Genomic DNA, 22,140 nt, shown 5'->3' with positions numbered 1-22,140 from the left:
CCGCCACTCAAGGGCGGATGATCATGCCAGAAGCGCCGCCATGACCGCATCGAGCACCGGGCGGGCTTTGCCCGTGGCGATCACGCGCCCGTCCTCGATGCGCAGAAAGCCCTCGTCCACAAGCGGTGCCAGCGATGGCACCGGCGATCCGCACAGCGTCTCCAGATCGGCAAGCTGCGCGCCCTCGAGCGTGCGCATGGCCAGCAGCACGCGCTCCTCGGCCGCATCGGCGTCGGACAGGGCCGTGACCTGCGCAAAGGCCGGGCCCTCGCGCGCCGCCTCCACATAATCCCTTATCGCCCGGTGGGTGAGGGTAGCGGTGCGGCCCTCCAGCGCGAGCCGGCCATGGGCACCGGGGCCGATGCCCATATAGGCACCGCCGCGCCATACGTGCATGTTGTGCCGCGCCCGCGCGCCCGCGCCGCGCGCGTGATTGGAGACCTCGTAGGCCTCGAAGCCGCGGGCTGAGAGCAGGCTCTGGGTCAGCTCGAAGAACTGCGCCGCCATGTCCTCGCCGGGCGGGATGAGCTGGCCGCGCGAGGCCATGCGCCCGTAGGCGGTGCCGGGTTCGATGGTGAGCTGATAGGGCGACAGGTGCTCGAAACCGAGCGCCACGGTGCGCTCAAGCTCGCGGCTCCACTGCTCAAGGCTCTGGTGGGGGCGCGCATAGATCAGGTCGGCCGAGACGCGGTCAAACACCTCCAGTGCCACTTCGGCAGCCCTCAGTCCCTCGCCGGCGCTGTGGTTGCGGCCGAGCTGCACGAGCGCCTCATCATCGAGGCTTTGCAGGCCCAGCGACAGGCGGTTGACGCCTGCGCCTTGCAGGGCGCGGAACCGGGCCGTCTCGGCGTCGGTGGGATTGGCCTCCAGGCTGATCTCCAGATCGGGCGTGGCGCTGAAATGGCTTGTGGCCGCATCGATCAGGCGCTCGACATGGGCCGGGCTCATCAGTGAGGGCGTGCCCCCGCCCAGAAAGATGCTGGCCAGCGGGCCCGGCCCGACCAGGGCGGCCTGTGCGGCGAGGTCGGCGATGATGGCCTCGAACAGCACCTCGGCCTCGCCCTCGCGCCCACGTGCGCGCACCACATTGAAGTCGCAGTAGGGGCAGATGCGCGCGCAGTAGGGCCAGTGGACGTAAAGGGCAATCGCCTCAGTCAAACAGCGCCTCTTTCAGCCGGGCAAAGGCGCGGGCGCGATGGCTCATGGCATCCTTTCGCTCAGGCTCCATCTCCCCGAACGTCAGGGTCTCGCCCTCGGGGCGGAAGATGGGGTCGTAGCCAAAGCCGCGCTCGCCACGACCGGGAAAGACAAGCTCGCCATCCACGCGCCCCTCGACCACCAGGGCCGTGTCGTCTGGCCAGGCAACGCACAGGCATGAGGTGAACCAGGCCGACAGGTCCGCCGCGTGAATCTCGTCCAGCCGCTGCTCGACGCGGGCCATGGCGAGGGCGAAGTCGCGATCCGGCCCCGCCCAGCGGGCCGAGAAGATGCCCGGCGCGCCATCGAGCGCCCTGACCGAAAGCCCCGAGTCATCGGCAAGGGCGGGAAGGCCCGTGGCGCGGGCGGCGTGGCGGGCCTTGAGCAGCGCATTGCCCGCAAAGCTGTTCTCGGTCTCGTCGGGCGCGCCAAGGCCCAGTTCGGACGCGGGCACGACCTGAAAGCGGCCGTCCAGCAGGGCCGAGATTTCGCGCGCCTTGCCCGGATTGTGGGTCGCGGCGACGAGGCGGGTGCCGGGTTCGAGCCTGAGAGGCATGGGTGTCCTTGGGTGAGAAGGTTGCTGCGTGTCGTGCTGCATTACGGAATTGTGGCGCAAATGTGGACGTAGGCACGCATCTTTTTTGCTTTCGGGGTGCGGACCAGGGTGCGCGTGGCCCTGGCGCGCGCTCCGCGACCTTGGCGGGGAAGGCTTTGGGCTCCGGCCTTTCAGGGCTGTAATCCATTGCCAAAGTTTAATATCGTTTATCGATAAATTTAGTTGGCCGGCAAGGGCCCCGGGCGTATTAATGACCTTGGGAAGCGGCAGGCGCGCTGCTCCTGATCGCCAAGGATTACAGCGATTTAACACGGCGCCTCAGCAAAGAGACGCTCAAGGGCGCTCACGGATCACGAAAGGATACGGACATGAAAGCGATGAAGATGACGATGGTGGTCGAGAAGGTGGGTCACACCTTTCTCAATACCTTCCTGCTGGCGGGTATGCCGATGGCGGTGATCGCCATTCTCGTGCAGTCGTTCTGAGCGGCTGGCAGATGAGCGCATCTTGCGCCCCATCCTGCCGCCAGGGCGAGCATGAGCGCCGGGGGTCCGGGCCGGAGCCCCTCTTGCGCAGTGCCGCCGACGTGAGCCCCGCTCATGACAAACGTGTGCATCCGGCCCCATTTCTTTATCAATCTGTTTCAGGTGACAATCGCATGTCCGCCCTGCAGCGGACGGGGCGGCTCATTTTCATGCGCCCCGCAGGAAACGACGAGGCATGATGCGCGCACTGGGACCGGGATCTGTCTCCACCTTGCTGAAGGTGGCGCTGGATGTGGCCTTTATCGTGCTGGGCCTGCTGACGCTGGTGCTGGCGGTGGGCTTTGTGGCGGCCATGTTCGTGCCCCTCGACAATCTGACGGTGCAGGTCGACGATGCGGGGGGCTTGCGCGAGGTGGCGGTTACGCGGGCGCTGGTGCTGCTGGGCCTCGGGGCCAGCGCGGCCTATTTCGGCGGTTTCGCCACGATCCTGCACCGGCTGCGCCTGATCTTCCGCACCCTGACGCTGGGCGATCCGTTCCAGAGCGAGAACGTGCGGCGCCTGCGCGAGATCGGCGCGGTGATGGTTCTGATCACCGTCGGGGTCTGGGTGGTGCGCGCCCTGGTGTTGCGCCTTGCGCCCGGCGTTATCGAGAGCCAGAGCGTGACCGAGCTGCTGACGCCGGTCTTTTCGGTGCTGGTGGTGTTCGTCCTGGCCGAGGTGTTTCGCGAGGGCGCGCGTCTGCGCCAGGAAGCCGACCTGACCATCTGAGCGTCGGGCGTGAGTGAGGGAGCGTGCGTATCATGGCCATTCGGGTGCACCTGGATCAGATACTGCTGGAGCGGCGGATGTCGCTGACCGAGCTGGCCGACCGCGTGGGCGTCACCCTGGCCAATCTGTCGATCCTCAAGACCGGCAAGGCGCGCGCCATCCGCTTTTCCACCCTGGAGGCCCTGTGCCGCGAGCTGCAGTGCCAGCCGGGCGATCTGCTGACCCATGTGCCCGGCCCGTTGCCGGAGGCGATGGCAGACCCATCCGACGATGCCGGCGCACCGGCAGACACGCGCGAGGCGGAGGCCTGAGCCATGCGCCGACTGAGCCCGGAGGACCGGCGGCTGTGGCAGAAGATCGCGCGCAGCGTGACGCCTCTGGAAGCGCGCCGCCTCAAGCAGGCGCTGCTGTCGAGCAGCGAGAGCGAGCCTGCACCCGAACCTCCTGCCGAGCGTGCACCGTCCAAGGCCCGGGCCGGGAGCGCACCGCCAGCGCCGGGCATGGGCCTGTCAGGGACGCCCGCCAGGACTTCGGCCAAAACCACGGCCAAAACTTTGGCAAACAGCGCGCCAGCCCGCGAGCCGCCGTCGCAGGTGATCGAGCCCAACCGCGCCCGCCGCGTGCAACGCGAGCGCGATCCCATCGAGGCGCGCATCGACCTGCATGGCTATGGACGCTTTCAGGCCGAGGATGCGGTGGTGGCGTTTCTCAGCAGCAGCTATGCGCGCGGGCATCGCACGGTGCTGATCATTACTGGCCATGGGCGCGCGGGAGGCGGCATCATCCGCGCCTCCCTGCCCGAGTGGCTTTCGTCAGAGCGCCTGCGCCCCATCGTGGCGGGCCATGGCCCTGCCCATCGCCGCCATGGCGGTGAGGGTGCCACCTATGTCACTTTGAAGCGGAAAAAGTAGCGGCGCATCGTGCGCCTGCCCGATACGCCTGCCCGGTGCGCCTGTTCAGTGTACCGAAACCGGAGCCAGCTCGTGGGCGATGGCCGTGGCAAAGGCGGTGTCGCGGTCGAGCATGACCGCCAGACACTCGCCATCGGCGCTGTGCACGGCATAGAGTGTCTGTTCGGGATCGAGGTCGATCCCGCGCGTGTTGCGGATCTCGTGGCTGCCCAGTAGCTCGCTCGCCTTGATCTCTCGCACATAGACCAGCTCGGGCGCGCCGAGCTCGGCCAGGTCTTCGCGGCTGATGGTGGCCGTCATGATGTCATCTCCTCACGAGAAGGAACGTGTGCGCAGGCCATAGAGTTTCGCCCCGCGCCGCTGCGGCGAGGCCTCTTTTGCGCCAGATCAATGTTTGCAAAGGCTATTTTACCGATCAGCCCGTGGTGATCGGAATGGAGCGCTGGCGCGAGACGGGCTCGGGCTGGCTGAGATCGACGTGCAGCAGGCCATGCTCCAGTCGGGCCTGATCGACCTCTAGCCCATCGGCCAGCACGAAGGTGCGCACGAAGCCGCGCGCGGCTATGCCCCGATGCAGATAGGCACCCGCGCCCTCGCTGCCGCCCTCGCGCCTGCCGCTGATGACGAGCTGGCGGCCCTCGATGGTCACGGACAGATCGTCCGGCGAGAACCCGGCGACGGCGAGCGTGATGCGCACGCGCCCAGGCCCGCCGTCGGCACCGGTCAGGCTCTCGACATTGTAGGGCGGATAGCTCTCGGCTGCGGCCTTGGCGGCGCGGTCGATCAGAGCGCGGGTCTGCTCGAACCCGAGCAGAAAGGGGCTGTCGAACAGCACGGGGCGATTGGTCATGGTGCGGGCCCTTGGAAAAAGCGACCGGAGATGTGCAGCGCACCGTCATGGCTGCGCCGCACGAGCCTGATCTGGGATGGCCGGGCCTGCGGATCAAGGGCACGGCTGCGTCTTCACACTGTCTTTCAGTGCCCCTGCGCGCGCTTGACGGTGCGCGGGCGACGGGCATGGTGAGGGCGATGACCCGAAATGATGACGTGCACTCTCCGGCCGCCACCCATGCGGTGCTGTTTGGCGGCGGCGGCGATCTGTCCATGCGCATGCTGCTGCCCGCGCTCTATCACCTGTGCCGGGACGGCCTGCTGCCCGAGGGCTTCGGGGTCATTGCGCTGGCCCGCTCCAGCGAGAGCCGCGAGGCCTTTGCCGGGCGCGTGCGCGAAGCGATCGAGCAGCGCCACGGCGACAGCTTCGATCGGGACGCCTTCGCCCGCTTTGCCGCGCGTCTGGATTATCTGGCGTGCGACGCCACCGATCCTGAGGCGCTGGCCCTGCTGGGCGAGCGTCTGGGCGAGGGCGCGCGGCCGTTGCACTTTCTGGCCACATCGCCTTCGCTGTTCGCCCCCATCACCGAGGCCATCGGCGCGGCGGGGCTGAACGGCGAGGGCGCGCGCCTGGTGATCGAAAAGCCGGTGGGCCGCGATCTCGACACCTTCCGCCAGATCGACGCGCGCGTGACGCGGGTGTTCGGCGAGGCGGCGGTGTTTCGCATCGATCACTATCTGGGCAAGGAGACGGTGCAGAACCTGATCGCCCTGCGCTTCGCCAATGCGATCTTCGAGCCGCTGTGGAACAGCGTAAGCATCGACCATGTGCAGATCACCGTGGCCGAGACCCAGGGCGTGGGCGAGCGCTGGCCCTACTATGACGAGTATGGCGCCCTGCGCGACATGGTGCAGAACCATATGCTCCAGCTGCTGTGCCTCGTGGCCATGGAGCCGCCCTCCAGTCTCGAACCGGACGCGGTGCGAAACGAGAAGGTCAAGGTGCTGCGCTGCCTGCGTGGCTTGCAGGCGGTCGAGGCGCGCGCGTGCAGCGTGCGCGGGCAGTATGTCGAGGGCCTGGTCGGCGACGAACGGGCCCCCAGCTACGAGAGCGAGCGCGGTCAGGCCAGCGGCACCGAGACCTTCGTGGCGCTCAAGGCCCATGTCGACAACTGGCGCTGGGCGGGCGTGCCCTTCTATCTTCGCACCGGCAAGCGGCTGGGCGGCAAGCGCACCGAGATCGTGATCCAGTTCCGACCCGTGCCCCACTCGATCTTCGAGGCACGCGGTCGCGGCGACATGGCGGCCAATCGTCTGGTGATCGCCCTGCAGCCCGATGAGGACATCTCGCTCACCATGATGAACAAGGCGCCCAGCCTGGAGCGCCGCATGCGCCTCAGCCGCGTCGAGCTGTCCCTGACCCGCACCCTGCTGGCCGAGGCCGGAGGCCGCCGCCGTATCGCCTACGAGCGACTGCTGCTCGATGCCATCAACGGCGATTCCACCTTGTTCGTGCGCGCCGACGAGGCCGAGGCGGCCTGGGGCTGGATCGATGCGGTGGCGCGCGCCTGGGCCGAGGCGGGGCTGGAGCCCGTGCCCTATGCCGCGGGAACTTCCGGTCCGCCCCAGGCCTTTGCCCTGATGGAGCGCGACGGCCGTGAGTGGCATGACTGACATTACGCTGCTGGACAGCGAGAGCGACTGGGTGCGGGCCGCCTGCAACCGGATTCGCGATGGCTTGGCGGGAGGCGGCCCTACGCACCTGGCGGTGTGCGGTGGCTCGACGCCGAAGCCCGTGTTCCAGGCCCTTGCGCGCGAGGGCCTGGGCGGGGACCGCGCCGTGATCACCCTGACCGACGAGCGCTTCGTGCCGCCATCGGACGCGCGCAGCAATGAGGCCATGGTGCGCGCAACCCTGATCGATGGCGCGTTGGCGGGCAGCGATCTCATCGGCCTGTGGTCGGAAGGCACGCTGGAGGACGCAGCCGCGCGGGCCGATGCGCGCCTGTCGGCCCTTGGCGGGCGGCTCGATGTGGCCCTGATAGGCATGGGCGAGGATGGCCACATCCTGTCGATGTTTCCCGGCCACCCGGACCTTCCCGCCCTGATCGACGCCGAGGCCCCGCCCGGCTGTGCCGGGGTAGAGGTGGCCACGCCCATGCCTGATGTGGCGCGCCTGTCGCTGAACATGGGCTGGATGATGCGCGCGGGCCGCGTGGTGCTGATCACGCGCGGCCGCACCAAGCGACGGGTGCTGGAGGCCGAGCTTGCGGGCAAGCCCGCCTCGCGCCCGCTGGCGGCACTGAGGGCGGGGCTGAAGCGCACGGGTGCGCCGCTGATCTGCCTTCATCTGGACGAGGAGTAAGAGCCTGCCATGGCCGCTTCGCTGAACGACACCCTCGCCGAGGTCACTGCACGCATCGAGGCGCGCAGCCGCGATTCCCGCCGCGCCTACGAGGAGAACATGGCCGCCGCGCGCCGCGAGGGGCCGGGCCGCGCCCGGCTCAGCTGTGCCAACTGGGCCCACGCCTTTGCCGGTGTCGAGGTGGGCGACCGCCTGCGCGCGCGCGCCACCGATGCGCCCAATATCGGCATCATTACCGCCTATAACGACATGCTCTCGGCCCATCAGCCGCTGGAGACCTATCCGACCCTGATCCGGGACGAGGCCCGGCGCGAAGGGGCGACGGCCCAGGTGGCGGGGGGCGTCGCGGCCATGTGCGATGGCGTCACCCAAGGCCGCGCCGGCATGGAGCTGTCGCTGTTCAGCCGCGACGTGATCGCCATGTCCACGGCCATCGCCCTGTCGCACGATGCCTTCGATGGCGCCCTGTGCCTTGGCGTGTGCGACAAGATCGTGCCGGGCCTGTTCATGGGGGCGGCCGCGTTCGGACACCTGCCGGTGATCTTCGCTCCCGCAGGCCCGATGCCCTCGGGCATTCCCAACGCCCAGAAGGCGAAGGTGCGCGCCCTCTATGCCGAGGGCAAGGTCAGCCGCGATGAGCTGCTGGAGAGCGAGATCGCCAGCTATCACAGCCCCGGCACCTGCACCTTCTATGGCACGGCCAACTCGAACCAGATGCTCATGGAGCTGATGGGGCTGCATCTGCCGGGCACCGCCTTCGTCAATCCGGGCACGCCCCTGCGCGAAGCCCTGACGCGGGCAGCGGCGCGGCGGGCCGTGGCACTGGCGCGCGAGGGCACGGCGGCCATGGGCGAGGTCATGAGCGCGCGCGCGCTGGTCAATGGCATCGTCGGCCTGCTGGCCACGGGCGGCTCGACCAACCACACGCTGCACCTGATCGCCATGGCGCGCGCCATCGGCCTGATCGTCGACTGGTCGGACATGGATGCGCTCTCGCGCGTCACCCCCCTGATGGCGCGGGTCTATCCCAACGGCGAGGCGGACGTGAACGCCTTTGCTGCCGCCGGCGGCCTGCCCTTCATCACGCGCGAGCTGTTGCAGGCGGGCCTGCTGCACCGGGATGTGACCACGGTGGCCGACGGCGATCTGTCGGCCTACACCCGCGAGCCCTGGCTGCAGGGCGGCGAACTGCAATGGCGCGAGGGCACGGCGCGCTCTCTGGCCCCCGAGATCGTCAGCGGTGTCGATCATGCCTTCTCGGCCACGGGGGGCCTGCGGCTGGTCGAGGGCAATCTGGGCCGGGCCGTCATCAAGACCTCGGCGGTCCGGCCAGAGCACCGCAGCGTGCGCGCACCGGTGCGGGTGTTCGACGATCAGGAGAGCTTCCTGAACGCATTTCGCGAAGGCCGGCTCGACATGGATGTGGTCATCGTGGTGCGCTTCCAGGGGCCGAAGGCCAACGGCATGCCCGAGTTGCACAGCCTGTCGCCGCCCATGGCTGTCTTGCAGGAGCGCGGCTTCAAGGTGGCCCTCGTCACCGACGGGCGCATGTCGGGCGCATCGGGGCGGACCGCCGCCGCCATCCACCTCTCGCCCGAGGCGCTGGACGGAGGCCCTCTGGCACGGATTCGCGATGGCGACATCGCCCGCCTCGATGCCGAGGCCGGGGTGCTGGAACTGGAAGTGCCCGACCTCATGAGCCGCGAGCCTGTCCGCGCGCCGCGTTTCAGCCCCGGCCTCGGGCGCGAGCTTTTCGCCTCCATGCGCAGCACCGTCAGCGCAGCCGAAAAGGGCGCGAGCGTGCTGTTCGCCCCATGACGGCGCTGGTCGGCGATGTGGGCGGCACCCATGTGCGCCTCGCCCTGGCCGATGAGGCGGGTGGCTTGCGTCACGCAGCCCGCTATCGCGCCGACGATTTCGCCTCGCCCGAAGACGTCCTTTTGCGCTGGCTCTCGGACCACGGACAGCAGGCGCGCGCGCTCGATGCGGTCATCGCCGTGGCCGGTCCGGTGCGCGAGGGTGAGGTCAGCATGACCAACCGCGACTGGGTATGGCGCGAGGCGGACCTTGAGGTGGCAGGCTTTGGGCGGGCGCGCCTCGTCAACGATCTGGTGGCCCAGGCGGCCGGGCTCGATGCCCTGTCGGCGGATGACCTGTGCCACCTTGGCGGGCCGCAGGCGGCCCAGGGTCCGCGTCTGGCACTGGGGATCGGCACCGGCTTTGGCGGTGCTCTGGTGACGGCGCAGGCCATCATCGCCCTGGAGCCCGGCCACGCCCATGCGGCGCTGGGTGCCGACACCCTGAGGGGGCTTGTCGATGTGCTGGGCCGCGCGTCCACCATCGAGGATGTCTTTTCGGGCGATGGCCTCGGCCTGTGGCACCGGGTGCGCACGGGCCGGAGGCTCGGCGCGCGCGCGCTGATCGACTCCGCCCTGGCGGGAGAGGGCGAGAGCACGCGCAGTCTGAGCGAATGGTGCGAGAGCCTGGGGCGCACCTGCGGCGACCTTGCGCTCGTGACGGGCGCGCGCGGCGGCGTGTGGCTGTGCGGTGGTGTCCTGCCCCGGATCGTGAGGCTGGAGGCCATCGGTGCGATCCGGCGCGGCTTCGAGGATCGGCAAAGCCTTGGCGACTATGTGCGCGAGGTGCCGCTGTGGCTGGTCACGGCGGATGATGCGGCGCTGCGCGGCGCGGCCATTCTGTCGCGACGAGAGGGCGGCTAGGCGGCGTCAGGAGTGCCCTTCCAGCCGGACATCGCCGTCGGGCTGATCCTCAGGCCCGTCCCTGATCTCGCGGGTGGCCACGCCCAGCTTGCGCGCCACGTAGCGCAGGCTCGGCCCCTGGATGATGCTCGAGATCAGCACGACGAAGAACACGATGTTGAAGATGGTCCGCGCGCCCGGAACGCCGGCCACGATCGGAAAGGTCGCCAGCACGATCGGCACCGCCCCGCGCAGCCCCGCCCAGGACACGAACGCCTTGGCGCGCCAGTCGAACTGGCGAAACGGTGCCAGAGAGATGAACACGCTCAGCGGGCGCGCCAGGAACATCAGGATCACGGTGACCGCCAGCCCCGGCCCGGCCACGGCGACCAGCTCGGCCGGAAAGACCAGCAGGCCCAGCGCCAGGAACATGACAACCTGCGCCAGCCACGCCACGCCGTCCTGAAACTGGCTGATGTTCTTCTTCTGCGGATGGCGGCGGTTCCCGGCCACCAGCCCCGCCACATAGGCCGCCAGAAAGCCGTTGCCGCCCAGATTGGCCGCCAGCCCATAGGCCAGCAGCGCCGCTGCGATCGACACCACCAGCGCAAGGCCGCCAAAGCGCAACTCTGAGCGGCGCAGCAGCTCGGGCAGGGCCCAGCCGATCACGAAGCCGACCAGCGCGCCCGCTGCCATCTGCCAGACAAATGCAGGCATCAGCGCCGCCGGGCTGAGGGTGGGCGTGATGATCAGCATCAGCGCCGCCCCGACCAGAAAGATCGCCATGGGATCGTTCGAGCCGGACTCCAGCTCGATCAGGGCGGTCAGGTCCGAGCGGATGCCGTGACCGCTGCCGCGCAGCACGGCGAAGACGGCGGCCGCATCGGTCGAGGCGACGACGGCACCCAGCAGGAAGCCCTGAAGGGGGCTGAAGCCCAGCAGCAGCATGGAGGCGAGCGCCACCACGCCCGCACTGACGGCCACGCCCACCGTCGCCAGCAGCAGGGCAGGCCAGACCATGGGCCGGACCAGCGACCACTTGGTATCTATGCCGCCCGAAAACAGGATGAAGATCAGACAGATGACGCCGATGAACTGGGCTGCGCCATAGTTCGCGAACTCGATGCCGATCGGACCTTCCGAGCCTGCGAACATGCCCAGCGCCAGAAAGCCGAGCAGGGCGGGCAGGCCAAAGCGGCTCGACAGGGTGCCCGCCATGACCGTGGCCACCAGCAGCATGGCCAGGGCCAGAATCGCCAGATCGGATGTGGGGAAGGCAGCCATGGCCTCATGTGCGTTAAAGCCATGGCTTATGGCAAGCGGCGTCTGGACCTGCCGCTCATGTGGCGGGGGTATGCGTCAGGCGTAGGGGTTCTCGAACACCTCGTCGACGCGCACCTTGAAGGCGGCGGCAATGCGATAGGCCAGATCGAGGGAGGGCGCGTGCTTGCCCACTTCCAGCGCATTGACCGCCTGACGCGAGACACCGATGCGATCGGCCAGATCAGCCTGGGTCATGGCGTGTTCGGCCCGCAGCACCCTGAGACGGTTCTTCATCATCACGAACTGCGCACCAGAGGCGTGGCTGCGGCATAGAGCGCCCAGAACAGGGGATAGACCAGCCAGCCCGGTGCGTGCTGGACCGAGGCAAAGGTTTCGAGAAAACCCCAGGCCGAGAACAGGGCGATGGCACCGCCCGCCGCCAGGATGAAGCGCTTGGCCGTCACGGCGCGCACGAACTCGTCCGAATCGCGCATCAGCATCAAGGTGGCCCAGATCTGGCCCGCGACCGGCGCGGCCACGGCCAGGGCAAAGGCCCAGGCGAACGGCGTGCCCGTGATCTCGACGGCGCCGGTGATCACCAGCATCATCAGGGCCACATAGCCGCCCATGAAGGCAAAGGTGCGAAGGATGTAGCGCCGGTGCGCGGCGTGGGTGTCCGCGCCGTGGGCGCTGGCGTGCGAGGTGTGGGGCATGTCGAGTTCTCCTGACCAAATGTAAGGTTCATATGACATATGCATGATGTCATGTAAACAGGCATATATGTATTTGACAAACCCACAGGGCCTGATATCCTAGGCGCATAAGGAGATTGCGCCGTGTCCGTTCTGTCCAAGCCCTACTTCCATGATGAAGCCGCCGCCTTCGCGTTCGTTGAGGGCATCATCTGGGGAGGCGAGCCGTCCTGCCCTCACTGTGGCGTGGTCGGTAAGGTCTATGACCTGAAGGGCGTTCGCTCGAAGGCCAGCAAGAAGAACCCGGAAGGCGTGGAGCGCCACGGCCTGAAAAAGTGCGCCTCTTGCCGCAAGCAGTTCACCGTGCGCGTCGGCACCATCTTTGAGGAAAGCCACCTTCCCCTGCACAAGTGGCTTCAGGCCATCTACCTGATGTGCTCGTCCAAGAAGGGCATCAGCGCCAAGCAGCTGGAGCGCACTCTGGAGGTCACCTACAAGACCGCGTGGTTCCTGGCCCATCGCATCCGCGAGGCCATGCGTTCGGGCGATCTGGCGCCCTTCGGCCAAGGCGGCGGCATGGTCGAGGCGGACGAAACCTTCATCGGTCGTGAGCCGGGTGCGAGGCCGGGCCGCAAGGACGCTCACAAGAAGAACCGCGTCCTGTCCCTTATCGACCGCGAAACTGGCCGCGCCCGCTCCTTCGTGGTGGACAACTTCAAGGTCGAAACCATCGTCCCGATCCTTGAGGCCAACATCGCGCGTGAGGCCGTGCTGATGACCGACGAGGCCCACCACTACAAGCAGCCCGGTCGCGCCTTCGCGGGGCATGAAAGCGTCAAGCACGGCAAGGACGAGTATGTGCGCCCCGGCGCGCCGACCATCCACACCAACACCGTCGAGGGCTACTACAGCATCTTCAAGCGCGGTATGCGCGGCGTCTATCAGCACTGCTCCAAGAAGCATCTGCACCGCTACATGGCCGAGTTTGATTTCCGCTATTCCAACCGCTCGGCTCTAGGCTGTGAGGACGTGGAACGGGCCGAACGCGCGCTTAGGGGTATCGTCGGCAAGCGCCTCACCTACGAAACGACTGGTGTCAGGGCCTAAATCGCCGCGCTTGGGGAAGTGGCGTGGTGCGCGGTGGAAATGATCGCTTTACGGGCGAGTCGCTGGCGCCTAAAATTTAGGAAGTCCCGTCGTATCACGCTCAGGAGGGAGGACGGCCCATGCCACATGACTCCATTCGGCTGAGATTTAAGATCGACGGCTTCCAGCCTGACAGCCTTCCGATGGGCCGACTGGCGGAATACATGGCCGAGCTGGCCACCATGTTAGGAGAAAAAGCGCACGTCCATTTCGTGGCGCTCGAAGACGGCTGCGTTCAGCTAATCCATGAGGTGGAGCACAGTGCGTTTCCGAAAGTCCTGCAACGCACCTCCAGCATCCTAGACGGCACTGCTCCAGCGGAGGCGCTAAACGCATATCGGTCGATCAATAAGAAACTGGTGTTGGATAACACCTTTGCCTCTTGGGGTGACGACCGCACCGGCGCTCAAATACTTAAGTTCCCCGGTGTGCGAGCGCCAAAACCGATAGAGATAGCGGCAGTCGAGCAGCCCGGATCGATTGTTGGAACCTTGCAAGGTTTGGGCGGCAAGTCGTTTGCCGACTCGAACGTTCCAGTTCACGTCGATACTGGCGATGTTGTGTATGCCTGCACCGCATCCAAAGCGCTGGCCAAGCAGCTGGCCCCTTATTGGGGTGAGGAGCGCAAACTTGATGGGGTCGCGGTTTGGCAGCGCGAGGAATCTGGGGCGTGGGTGATGAAGAAATTCACTATCCAGACCCATGAGCCGGTAGACGGATCTAGCCTTTCTGAGGTCATCGAACGCCTCCGTGAGATCCCCTCCGGGCTGAGTGCTATCCGCGACCCTTGGGGTGATCTCATGGCGGATCGCCGCGACGAAGGAGAGCCGCATTGATCGTTGGCGTCGACTCCACGTTCTTGCTCTACTTTTTCGCCCCTGCTGGAACTGTATTGACGCCGCTTGACGAGAACGGCGAGCAAATCAGTTTCGCTAAGGAGAGAGTTCAGGGCCTCATTGCGGAGCTAGAAAAAGCCTCCGCGAAGGTCATCGTGGGCACCCCCGCCTTGAGCGAAATAATGGTCCGCACGGGCGTCGTCGCAGGTCAAAGCTACGTCAAGATTATGCGCGCGTCGAAGGCATTTCGGATCGTACCCTTTGATGAGAAGGCCGCGATTGAGGTAGCCATCATGGCTGGTCATTCCACAGTCGGAGCAGCCGAGAACGACCTTATGGTCGGCACAAAGGCCAAGGTTAAATACGACAGGCAGATTGTCGCTATCGCTCATACAGAGGGCGCCTCAACGTTCTTCACGGATGACGGCAACCAAGGAAGATTGGCGGAGCGGCTTGGAATGAAGGTGCGCGGGCTATCTGACTGCCTAGTGCCCACAGAAGCGGCGCAGGGGGATTTGTGGAGGAACCCTGGTGAATGACGCCCCGAAGCCACAGCCCAACAAGTTCCGCGACCTAGCCCGCGAGCTAGAGTGCGACGAGGACGAAGCCGCCTTTGAGGAAAAGGTGCGGAAGGTGGCGGGTGCGCCTAAGCCAGACGCCAAAGAATCAGAAGGCCGATAGCTACCAGCGCCCAGACTCCCCGGGAGATTATGACGCTCTGCTCGTGGCACGACGTGAGCATCGAATAGATCAGAACGATGTCTTGGCGAGCATGGACGGTGGCGACCGCCACGGCCCGCTCGTCCGCCACAGTTCCGCTTTCATAGCCCTCGCTGAATGAGCCTCGCTGCAAATCTGCAGCCCGCTTACACGCGTCCTGTGTGGGGTTCAGCATTCCGACCCTCCCTCCGATAGAGGGGCAGCTTCCCACAAAGGCAGGGTTTGTCAAATATACATACGCCTGTAAACACGACATTTTGCACAAAATGCCTGACATTGCCCCTGCCGTGGCCCTGCCGGGGCAACGCATGGTCATTCAGGGCGTTAGCGGCCCATGGCCTCACTGTTCCGCAAGCTGAAAGACGCCGCACCCACGCCCCCGTCGCCGCCGGGCAGCAGCGAGACGCGCGCCCGCCGCCAGCAGGTCTGGCTGGCGGCGATGCTGGTGGTGGCGGGCCTGCTGGTGTGGAAGCTGAACCACATCCTGCTGCTGCTGTTCGGAGCGATTCTGCTGGCGGTGCTGCTGCGCACCATCGCCGAGCCGTTCGAGCGCTATCTGAAGCTGCCCCAGAGGCTGGCGGTGCTGGCCGCGCTGGTCAGCCTGCTGGTCCTGATCAGCGTGGGCGCATGGGCGTTCGGACGCGAGATCGAAAGCCAGCTCAGCGCCCTGACCGAGCAGCTGCCCGGTGCCTGGGCGGCGCTTCGGGAGCAGCTGACCCGTCTGCCCTTCGGGGCCGAGGTCGTCGAGCGGCTCGATGCCATGATCGAACAGATGGGGCTGACGCCTGATGCCGGTGAGGGCGAGGGCAGCGAGGCGGACCTTGCCGTGCCGACGCCGGAAACCGCTGCCGGCGGCTCGGCACCGCGCCTGCCGGTCGACATCTTCGCCAATGTCGGAGCCTTCGCGGCCCTGGTGGTCACGGTGCTGAGCCAGCTGGGTCTCGTGGTGTTCGCGGGCCTGTTCCTTGCGCTCAATCCGCAGTCCTATCGCTCGGGCGCCGTGGCCCTGGTCGAGCGCATCAACAAGCGCGCCGCCGAAAAGACCGGACGGGCCATAGAGCTGGCGGGCACGGGGCTGAAGCGCTGGATTCTGGCCCAGCTCATCACCATGGTGATCATCGGCGTGGTGACGGGGCTGGGAGCATGGGCCATCGGACTGCCCTCGCCGCTGGCTCTGGGCATCATCGCCGGGGCGCTGGAGTTCGTGACCCTGGTGGGGCCGATCCTCGCCTTCATTCCCGCCATACTGCTGGCCGCCACCATCGGGCCGGAGATGATGCTGTGGACGATCGTGCTCTATGTCGTCATCCAGCAGGCCGAGGGGAACATTCTCATCCCCCTGATGCAGAAGCGCATGGTGGCCCTGCCGCCCGTGATCGCCCTGTTCGCCATCATCATCTCGGCGGCGCTGTTCGGCCCTCTGGGGGTGGTGCTGGCCGCGCCCATGGCGGTTTGCGTGTTCGTCATCCTCAAGGGCGTGTATCTGGAAGAGGACGTGTTCGGCGAGGACGGCAGCCCGAAAGGCGCCTGATCCCTTGCCAGGGGCCGGGGAGAGCACATGATCATCACCAGAACCGAGCGCGATGGCGAGGGCGTGCGCCTGAGCGTTCTGGAGGCGGGCGCGCCCGGTGCGCCCCTGGTGGTGCTGATCCACGGCTTTCCCGAACTGGCGATCAGCTGGAGCGCCCAGATCGAGGCGCTGGCGGCGGCGGGCCTGCGGGTTCTGGCACCGGACATGCGCGGCTATGGAGAATCGGGCCGGCCCGAAGGGGTCGAGGCCTATGGCATTCACGCTCTGGTCGGCGACATCTGGGCCCTGATCCGCGGCGAGGGCGAAAGCAGCGCCCACATCGTCGGGCACGACTGGGGCGCGGCGGTGGCCTGGCACTGTGCCCTGCTGCGCGCCGACATGACCCGCTCGGTCACGGGCCTCAGCGTGCCCTTCCAGCCGCGCCGCAGCCATGGTCCGCCCACGCGCGCCATGCAGGCCATGGCCCAGCGCCTCGGGCGGGGTGATCTCTACATCTCGCGCTTTCAGGACGGGGGTGCCCATGTGGCCCTGGAGGCCGATCCGGCCACGGCGCTGCGCAAGATGTTTTACGCCTATGACGGGGCCACGCCCGGGAGCGAGCGCCACACGGGCTTTCTGGCGCCGGGCGTGGACATGACGGGCTCGATCAGCGACGCGGCGCGCCTGCCTGCGTGGATGAGCGAGGCGCACTTCGATCTTTATGTGCGCGCCTTCACCAAGGGCGGGTTCGAGGCCCCGCTCAACTGGTATCGCGCCATGGACGACAACTGGCGCACCACCGCGCCGTGGCAGGATGTGCGGCCCGCGCCGCCCGCCCAGTTCATCACCGGCAGTCACGATCCGGTGCGCCACTATGCCGGTGCGGACGAGGCGCGCCTTGGCGAGAGCCTCGCGGACCTGCGCGCGCGCCACGTCATCGAGGGCGCCGGACACTGGATCCAGCAGGAGCGAGCGGCCGAGGTCAGCGCCCTGCTGCATGATTTCATCGCGGCAATCGAACGCGAAAATTGAACCGGATCGGTACATCGGCGCACCTAGGGATCATGCTGGGCGACGATCCGAGACAAGACAGGCAGATCTGGCTGAGGCGCGTGCAGGCCGCCCGCCTGGTCGATGATGCCCGCAGGGGCGAGCGGGCCGCCCTCTCGCTTCTGGTGCGCACATGGACTCCCAAGCTGGGTGCCCACGCCTGGCGCCTGCTGGGGGATGCGGACGAGGCGCGCGAGGCTGTCTCGGGCTCATGGGCGCGCATCATCGAAGCCCTGCCCGCCCTGCGCGATGCCCATGCCTTTCCTGCCTTCGCCTATCGCATGGTGACCCGCCAGTGCGCGGCCATGGTGGGGGCCAAGGTGCGCCAGCGCGCCCTGCACAGCGCGCTGCGGGCCGACGAGGGCGGCAGCGACAAGGCGTGCGCCAGCGCCGACAGCCCCGAGCGGGCCGCCGAGACCGATGCCCTACATCGCGCGATCCGCGCCCTGCCGCCCGACCAGCGCGCGGCCATCACCCTTCATTATTTCGAGGACATGAGCGTGGCCGAGATCGCCGTCGCGCTCGATACCCCGGCGGGGACCGTCAAGACCCGCCTGTTGCACGCCAGAGCGAGGCTGAGGCTTGCCCTGCAAGGAGACTGACATGACTCATGACCGATCCGACGAGGATGAAGCCATCCGCACGGCCCTCGATGCCGAGGAGCGCGCGCTGCTGGCGCGCCTGGGCGAGGAGCCCGGCTATATCGATCAGACGCTGGCCCTGTTCAGGGGTCGGACCGGGGCGGTCAGCATGCTGATGATGGTGGCCCAGACGCTGCTGTTCGTGGCCGGTGCCTATTGCGCCTGGCGCTTCTTTGGCGAGGTCGAGGTGCTGGGCGCGCTGCGCTGGGGGCTGAGCGCGGGCGTGCTGGTGCTGATGTCGCTGATCATCAAGCTGTCGCTGTGGCCCGTGATCCACATCAACCAGCTTCGCAATGAGATCCGCCGTCTCGAAGCCCTGCTGGTGAGCCGCCGCTAGGGCACATTCAGACCGGGTGCGTCGGCTCGGGCTTCGGCTGGGGGGCGGGCTCTGGCGCAGACTTTACCGAGGGCTCGTCGGGCAGGGGAATGAACTCCAGATCGTCCTCGTGGGGCAGCTTCATGCGCCCGGCGGCCCAGTCCGCCTTGGCCTGATCCATGCGGGCCTGGCTGGAGGAGACGAAGTTCCACCAGATGATGCGCTCGCCCACCGGCTCGCCGCCCAGCACCATGACGCTGGAGGGCCGCAGGGCCTTCACGGTCGGCTCGGCGTGGGGCTCCAGCACCACCATCTGGCCTTCGGAGAAGGTGTGATCGCCGATCTCGACCTCGCCGCGCGCCACATAGAGCGCCCGCTCGCTCATGCCGCCTGCGCCGCGGCCGGGCGGCGGCGCGGTGCGCACGCCCTCGGCCATTTCCCAGTGCACATAGAACAGCGGCGAGGCGGTCTCGACCGCGGCTTTTGCGCCATAGGCCTCGCCCGCGACCAGACGCGCGAACAGCCCGCCCTGTTCATAGGCCGGCAGGTCGTCGCTGCCGTGATGGTGGGCAAAGGAGGGCTCGACCTCTTCCTTGTCGTCGGGCAGGGCGATCCAGGCCTGCATGCCGTGCAGTTTGCCGCCCGTGCGGATGCGGACCGGGTCGGTGCGCTCGGAGTGCACGATCCCGCGCCCGGCCGTCATCCAGTTCACCTCGCCGGGGCGGATGGGCTGGGTGTAGCCGAGGCTGTCGCGGTGCAGGATTTCACCCTCGAACAGATAGGTCAGGGTGGAAAGCCCGATGTGCGGGTGCGGGCGCACATTGACCGCATCGGCGCCGGGGGCGAACTCGGCGGGCCCCATCTGGTCGAGAAAGATGAACGGCCCGACCATGCGCCGGCGCGCGAACGGCAGGACGCGGCCGACCTCGAAACCTCCCAGATCCTTCTTGCGGGCGTCGATCACCATTTCGATCATGGGTGTGCTCCTCGGTTCGATCCTCAGCCCGACTCCCGGACCAGATGGGGGGTGATGCGCTCCAGCGGAAGGGCGGTGACGTTCTTGACCCCCCGCGTCACGATATGACTCTCGCAGTCCGACACAAGCCCCAGCGACAGCAGCTTCTCGCGCAGGAAGCGGTCGAAGGCGTGCATGTCCGAGGTGACGATGCGCAGCACATAGTCCTCGCGCCCGGTGATGGTGGCACACTGCATCACCTCGGGCCATGCGCCGACCGCGCTTTCGAACGCCTCAAGGTTCTCGCGCGAGGGCAGGGTCAGCTTGACGATGGCATAGACCTCGAAGTTCAGGCCCAGTTTCCCGGGATCGAGCAGGGTGACGCGCTTGCGTATCAGCCCGCCATCCTCCAGTCTCTTGATGCGGCGCCAGCATGGCGAGGCCGACAGCCCGACCTGCTCGGCGACCTCGGCCACCGAGAGCCCGGCATCGTACTGGAGGATGTCCAGGATGCGGGCGTCAACGGGATCGAGAGGATCGGTCAAATCGTGCCCCGAATTGGCAGTTTCGTGAAACAATCATGCTGATAACCTTGCCATAAGGGGCTTAACTTTGGCAAGACCATCAGGGGCTCGCATGGTATGAGCATCATGAGGAACGACACCGCCCCCGCAGACGCCGGGCTGGACCGTGACCGCCCTGCGCGCACCTGATAGGAGGCCCTGAAGGGTCCGCGAGGTGAGCCCGCGCCGGCGCTGCGGCTTCCGGCCTTGTCACCGACGTTTGCGCCACACAGGAACGGACATGAGCAAGACCACGTCCCGAGACGGTCCGCAAAAGGGCCGCAACGCGCCGAGCCTCTCGCTGAGGGTGCCCGAGCCGCCCGCGCGTCCCGGCGATGCGCCCGACTTCTCGCACATCGTGCTCGACGAGGCCGGGGCGGTGCAGCGCCCGCCGGTGGACTGCGCGCCCGCCGACACGCGCGAGCACGCCTTTCGCCTGATCCGCGTGCTGAACGATGCGGGCGAGGCCGTGGGGCCGTGGGCACCGAAGGTCGCGCCCGAGACCCTGGTGCGGGCCATGAAGGCCATGCTGTTGACGCGCGCCTTCGACGACCGGATGCATCGCGCCCACCGCCAGGGCAAGACCAGCTTCTACATGAAGTGCACGGGCGAGGAGGCCATCGCGGTCGCGCAAGGGATGCTGCTGTCGCCTCAGGACATGGGCTTTCCGACCTATCGCCAGCAGGGCCTGCTGATCGCGCGCGGCTATCCGCTGGTCGACATGATGAACCAGATCTATTCGAACACGGACGATCCGGTGAAGGGCCGCCAGCTGCCCATCATGTATTCCTCGAAGGACTACGGCTTTTTCACCATCTCGGGCAATCTCGGCACCCAGGTGCCCCAGGCGGTCGGCTGGGCCATGGCCAGCGCCTATCGCGGCGACGACAAGGTGGCGATCAGCTGGATCGGTGACGGGGCCACGGCGGAAGGCGACTTCCACAACGCCCTGACCTTTGCCGCCGTCTATCGCGCGCCGGTGATCCTGAACATCGTCAACAACCAGTGGGCCATCAGCTCCTTCCAGGGCATTGCGGGCGGTCTGGAGACCACCTTTGCCTCCAAGGCCATCGGCTATGGCCTGCCGTGCCTGCGGGTGGACGGCAACGACTTCCTCGCCGTCTGGGCCGCGACCGAGTGGGCCTATGAGCGCGCCAGGGCCAACCTCGGGGCCACGGTGATCGAGCTGTTCACCTATCGCGCGGCCCAGCACTCGACCTCGGACGATCCCAGCCGCTATCGCCCCGGCGACGAATACGACCACTGGCCGCTGGGCGATCCGGTCGCGCGGCTCAAGGCCCATCTGATCGCGCTGGGCGTCTGGAGCGACGAGGCGCATGAGGCGGCCGTCAAGGCCGCCGAGCAGGAGGTGCGCGAAGCAGGCCGCATCGCCGACGCCACCGGCACGCTGGGCCAGTCGCGCCCCAGCGTTAAGACCATGTTCGAGGACGTGTTCAAGGAACCGGACTGGCGCCTGATCGAACAGCGCCGCGAGGTGGGGGTGTGAGCATGGACAACGAGACCTTCACCAGGGCCGACCAGAACGACGGCATCGAGCCGGACATGGTCGATGCGGGCCATGCGCCCCCCTCCGAGGCCCCCGCAGACGGGGTCGTGCAGCCCATGAACATGATCCAGGCGCTCAACTCGGCGCTCGACGTGGCCATGGCCCGCGATCCCGATGTGCTCAGCTATGGTCAGGACGCGGGCTATTTCGGCGGCGTGTTCCGCGTCACCGACAAGCTGCAGGAAAAGCACGGGCTGACGCGCAGCTTCGATGCGCCGATCTCGGAGTGCGGCATCGTCGCCACCGCCATCGGCATGGGCACCTATGGCCTGCGTCCGGTGGTCGAGATCCAGTTCGCCGACTACATCTATCCGGCCTACGACCAGATCGTCTCGGAAGCGGCCAAGCTGCGCTATCGCTCGGCGGGCATGTTCACCGCCCCCATCACCATCCGCAGCCCCTATGGCGGGGGCATCTTCGGCGGCCAGACCCACAGCCAGAGCCCCGAGAGCCTGTTCACCCACATCGCCGGGCTGAAGGTGGTCATCCCCTCCAACCCCTATGATGCCAAGGGCCTGCTGACCGCCGCCATCGAGGACGACGATCCGGTCATCGTGTTCGAGCCCAAGCGCCTCTACAACGGCCCCTTCGACGGCTGGCACGAAAAGCCGGTGTCGCCCTGGAAGGCGCAGGAACTGGCCCAGGTGCCGACCGGCCACTACGTCGAGCCGCTGGGCAAGGCGCGCATCATGCGCGAGGGCGCGGACGTGACCATCCTCGCCTATGGCACCATGGTCTGGGTGGCGCTGGCCGGGGCCGAGCACGCGGGCGTCGACGCCGAGGTCATCGACCTGCGCAGCCTCGTGCCGCTGGACATCGAGGCCATCGAGCAGAGCGTGAAGAAGACCGGTCGCTGCGTGATCGTGCACGAGGCCCCCAGGACCAGCGGCTATGGCGCCGAGCTGAGCGCCCTGGTGCAGGAGCGCTGCTTCTATCATCTGGAGGCGCCCATCATGCGCGTGACCGGATGGGACACGCCCTATCCGCACGCCTTCGAGTGGGAATACTTCCCCGGCCCGGCGCGCGTGGCCGAGGCGCTCAAGAGTGTCATGACGGGAGGCCGCTGAG

25 protein-coding genes are annotated in these 22,140 nt (G+C 67.3%); 16 read left to right on the top strand and 9 right to left on the bottom strand.

The window, feature by feature from the left end; genetic code table 11:
- Positions 1 to 21 precede the first annotated feature (21 nt).
- Entirely contained in the window at positions 22 to 1,158 is a 1,137-nt protein-coding gene (gene hemW / locus ACK4E3_RS05575) for a radical SAM family heme chaperone HemW (protein ID WP_409697530.1), read from the bottom strand.
- Positions 1,151 to 1,753 carry an RdgB/HAM1 family non-canonical purine NTP pyrophosphatase gene (gene rdgB, locus ACK4E3_RS05570; RefSeq protein WP_409697527.1) on the bottom strand — a complete coding sequence of 201 codons (603 nt, stop codon included), beginning with the start codon at positions 1,751 to 1,753 and terminating at the stop codon, positions 1,151 to 1,153. The genes hemW and rdgB overlap by 8 nt, the downstream gene beginning before the upstream one ends.
- 720 nt (positions 1,754 to 2,473) lie before the next feature.
- On the opposite strand from rdgB, the gene ACK4E3_RS05565 reads away from it, so the two are divergent.
- From ACK4E3_RS05565 to ACK4E3_RS05555, 3 genes are read left to right on the top strand one after another with little or no spacing between them, the layout of a single operon-like run.
- Positions 2,474 to 3,007 carry a DUF2975 domain-containing protein gene (locus ACK4E3_RS05565; RefSeq protein ID WP_409697524.1) on the top strand — a complete coding sequence of 178 codons (534 nt, stop codon included), beginning with the start codon at positions 2,474 to 2,476 and terminating at the stop codon, positions 3,005 to 3,007.
- Positions 3,008 to 3,039: 32 nt separating this feature from the next.
- Positions 3,040 to 3,318, top strand: a complete 279-nt coding sequence (locus tag ACK4E3_RS05560) for a helix-turn-helix domain-containing protein (protein WP_409697521.1) — start codon at positions 3,040 to 3,042, stop codon at positions 3,316 to 3,318.
- Positions 3,319 to 3,321: 3 nt separating this feature from the next.
- Positions 3,322 to 3,918, top strand: coding sequence for a Smr/MutS family protein (locus tag ACK4E3_RS05555; RefSeq protein ID WP_409697519.1), 597 nt, complete (start codon positions 3,322 to 3,324; stop codon positions 3,916 to 3,918).
- 45 nt (positions 3,919 to 3,963) lie between these two features.
- On the opposite strand, the gene ACK4E3_RS05550 is transcribed toward ACK4E3_RS05555, so the two are convergent.
- Both ACK4E3_RS05550 and ACK4E3_RS05545 read right to left on the bottom strand, forming a co-directional pair.
- Positions 3,964 to 4,218 carry a DUF1150 family protein gene (locus ACK4E3_RS05550; RefSeq protein WP_409697516.1) on the bottom strand — a complete coding sequence of 85 codons (255 nt, stop codon included), beginning with the start codon at positions 4,216 to 4,218 and terminating at the stop codon, positions 3,964 to 3,966.
- Positions 4,219 to 4,333: 115 nt separating this feature from the next.
- Positions 4,334 to 4,768 (bottom strand): Hsp20 family protein, encoded by a 435-nt coding sequence (locus ACK4E3_RS05545; RefSeq protein ID WP_409697513.1) that lies wholly within the window; start codon positions 4,766 to 4,768, stop codon positions 4,334 to 4,336.
- Between the two features lie 179 nt (positions 4,769 to 4,947).
- On the opposite strand from ACK4E3_RS05545, the gene zwf reads away from it, so the two are divergent.
- The 4 genes from zwf to ACK4E3_RS05525 are packed head-to-tail and all read left to right on the top strand — an operon-like array spanning position 4,948 to position 9,834.
- Entirely contained in the window at positions 4,948 to 6,423 is a 1,476-nt protein-coding gene (gene zwf, locus ACK4E3_RS05540; protein WP_409701105.1) for a glucose-6-phosphate dehydrogenase, read from the top strand.
- The gene (locus ACK4E3_RS05535) at positions 6,416 to 7,114 is read left to right on the top strand and encodes a 6-phosphogluconolactonase (RefSeq protein WP_409697510.1); all 699 of its coding nucleotides are present in this window, start codon (positions 6,416 to 6,418) and stop codon (positions 7,112 to 7,114) included. The genes zwf and ACK4E3_RS05535 overlap by 8 nt, the downstream gene beginning before the upstream one ends.
- Before the next feature lie 9 nt (positions 7,115 to 7,123).
- Entirely contained in the window at positions 7,124 to 8,932 is a 1,809-nt protein-coding gene (edd, locus tag ACK4E3_RS05530) for a phosphogluconate dehydratase (protein ID WP_409697507.1), read from the top strand.
- Positions 8,929 to 9,834, top strand: coding sequence for a glucokinase (locus ACK4E3_RS05525; RefSeq protein ID WP_409697504.1), 906 nt, complete (start codon positions 8,929 to 8,931; stop codon positions 9,832 to 9,834). Before edd ends, ACK4E3_RS05525 begins: the two co-directional genes overlap by 4 nt.
- Positions 9,835 to 9,840: 6 nt before the next feature.
- On the opposite strand, the gene ACK4E3_RS05520 is transcribed toward ACK4E3_RS05525, so the two are convergent.
- From ACK4E3_RS05520 to ACK4E3_RS05510, 3 genes are all read right to left on the bottom strand, one after another.
- Entirely contained in the window at positions 9,841 to 11,097 is a 1,257-nt protein-coding gene (locus tag ACK4E3_RS05520) for a potassium/proton antiporter (protein ID WP_409697500.1), read from the bottom strand.
- Positions 11,098 to 11,172: 75 nt separating this feature from the next.
- The gene (locus ACK4E3_RS05515) at positions 11,173 to 11,370 is read right to left on the bottom strand and encodes a helix-turn-helix transcriptional regulator (protein ID WP_409701102.1); all 198 of its coding nucleotides are present in this window, start codon (positions 11,368 to 11,370) and stop codon (positions 11,173 to 11,175) included.
- Between the two features lie 2 nt (positions 11,371 to 11,372).
- Positions 11,373 to 11,789 (bottom strand): hypothetical protein, encoded by a 417-nt coding sequence (locus tag ACK4E3_RS05510; protein WP_409697498.1) that lies wholly within the window; start codon positions 11,787 to 11,789, stop codon positions 11,373 to 11,375.
- A 123-nt stretch (positions 11,790 to 11,912) separates the two neighbouring features.
- Here ACK4E3_RS05510 and ACK4E3_RS05505 point away from each other — a divergent pair, with 123 nt between their 5' ends.
- The 7 genes from ACK4E3_RS05505 (at position 11,913) to ACK4E3_RS05475 (ending at position 18,008) form a co-directional block, all read left to right on the top strand.
- Positions 11,913 to 12,875 carry an IS1595 family transposase gene (locus ACK4E3_RS05505; RefSeq protein WP_409697495.1) on the top strand — a complete coding sequence of 321 codons (963 nt, stop codon included), beginning with the start codon at positions 11,913 to 11,915 and terminating at the stop codon, positions 12,873 to 12,875.
- A gap of 119 nt (positions 12,876 to 12,994) precedes the next feature.
- Entirely contained in the window at positions 12,995 to 13,750 is a 756-nt protein-coding gene (locus tag ACK4E3_RS05500; protein WP_409697492.1) for a hypothetical protein, read from the top strand.
- Positions 13,747 to 14,289: a hypothetical protein gene (locus tag ACK4E3_RS05495; protein WP_409697489.1), complete on the top strand. Its 543-nt coding sequence runs from the start codon at positions 13,747 to 13,749 to the stop codon at positions 14,287 to 14,289. Before ACK4E3_RS05500 ends, ACK4E3_RS05495 begins: the two co-directional genes overlap by 4 nt.
- 515 nt (positions 14,290 to 14,804) lie before the next feature.
- Positions 14,805 to 16,001 (top strand): AI-2E family transporter, encoded by a 1,197-nt coding sequence (locus ACK4E3_RS05490; RefSeq protein WP_409697486.1) that lies wholly within the window; start codon positions 14,805 to 14,807, stop codon positions 15,999 to 16,001.
- 27 nt (positions 16,002 to 16,028) lie between these two features.
- Positions 16,029 to 17,012, top strand: coding sequence for an alpha/beta fold hydrolase (locus ACK4E3_RS05485; RefSeq protein WP_409697483.1), 984 nt, complete (start codon positions 16,029 to 16,031; stop codon positions 17,010 to 17,012).
- A gap of 32 nt (positions 17,013 to 17,044) precedes the next feature.
- Positions 17,045 to 17,632 carry an RNA polymerase sigma factor gene (locus tag ACK4E3_RS05480; protein WP_409697480.1) on the top strand — a complete coding sequence of 196 codons (588 nt, stop codon included), beginning with the start codon at positions 17,045 to 17,047 and terminating at the stop codon, positions 17,630 to 17,632.
- A gap of 1 nt (position 17,633) precedes the next feature.
- Positions 17,634 to 18,008 (top strand): DUF6768 family protein, encoded by a 375-nt coding sequence (locus ACK4E3_RS05475; RefSeq protein ID WP_409697477.1) that lies wholly within the window; start codon positions 17,634 to 17,636, stop codon positions 18,006 to 18,008.
- Between the two features lie 7 nt (positions 18,009 to 18,015).
- Here the strand turns inward: ACK4E3_RS05475 and ACK4E3_RS05470 are convergent, their stop codons facing one another.
- Both ACK4E3_RS05470 and ACK4E3_RS05465 read right to left on the bottom strand, forming a co-directional pair.
- The gene (locus ACK4E3_RS05470; protein WP_409697474.1) at positions 18,016 to 18,963 is read right to left on the bottom strand and encodes a pirin family protein; all 948 of its coding nucleotides are present in this window, start codon (positions 18,961 to 18,963) and stop codon (positions 18,016 to 18,018) included.
- A 23-nt stretch (positions 18,964 to 18,986) separates the two neighbouring features.
- Positions 18,987 to 19,487 carry an Lrp/AsnC family transcriptional regulator gene (locus ACK4E3_RS05465; protein ID WP_409697471.1) on the bottom strand — a complete coding sequence of 167 codons (501 nt, stop codon included), beginning with the start codon at positions 19,485 to 19,487 and terminating at the stop codon, positions 18,987 to 18,989.
- Between the two features lie 259 nt (positions 19,488 to 19,746).
- Between ACK4E3_RS05465 and ACK4E3_RS05460 the strand changes: the two genes are divergently transcribed.
- Together ACK4E3_RS05460 and ACK4E3_RS05455 are read left to right on the top strand one after the other, a co-directional pair.
- On the top strand, positions 19,747 to 21,012 hold the full coding sequence (locus ACK4E3_RS05460) for a 3-methyl-2-oxobutanoate dehydrogenase (2-methylpropanoyl-transferring) subunit alpha (protein ID WP_409697468.1): 1,266 nt from the start codon (positions 19,747 to 19,749) through the stop codon (positions 21,010 to 21,012).
- Between the two features lie 56 nt (positions 21,013 to 21,068).
- On the top strand, positions 21,069 to 22,139 hold the full coding sequence (locus tag ACK4E3_RS05455; protein ID WP_409701099.1) for an alpha-ketoacid dehydrogenase subunit beta: 1,071 nt from the start codon (positions 21,069 to 21,071) through the stop codon (positions 22,137 to 22,139).
- Position 22,140: the final 1 nt, after the last annotated feature.

This window comes from Brevundimonas sp., assembly GCF_046299595.1.
Lineage (GTDB): Bacteria > Pseudomonadota > Alphaproteobacteria > Caulobacterales > Caulobacteraceae > Brevundimonas.
This window is presented reverse-complemented; position numbering and strand designations above follow the sequence as displayed.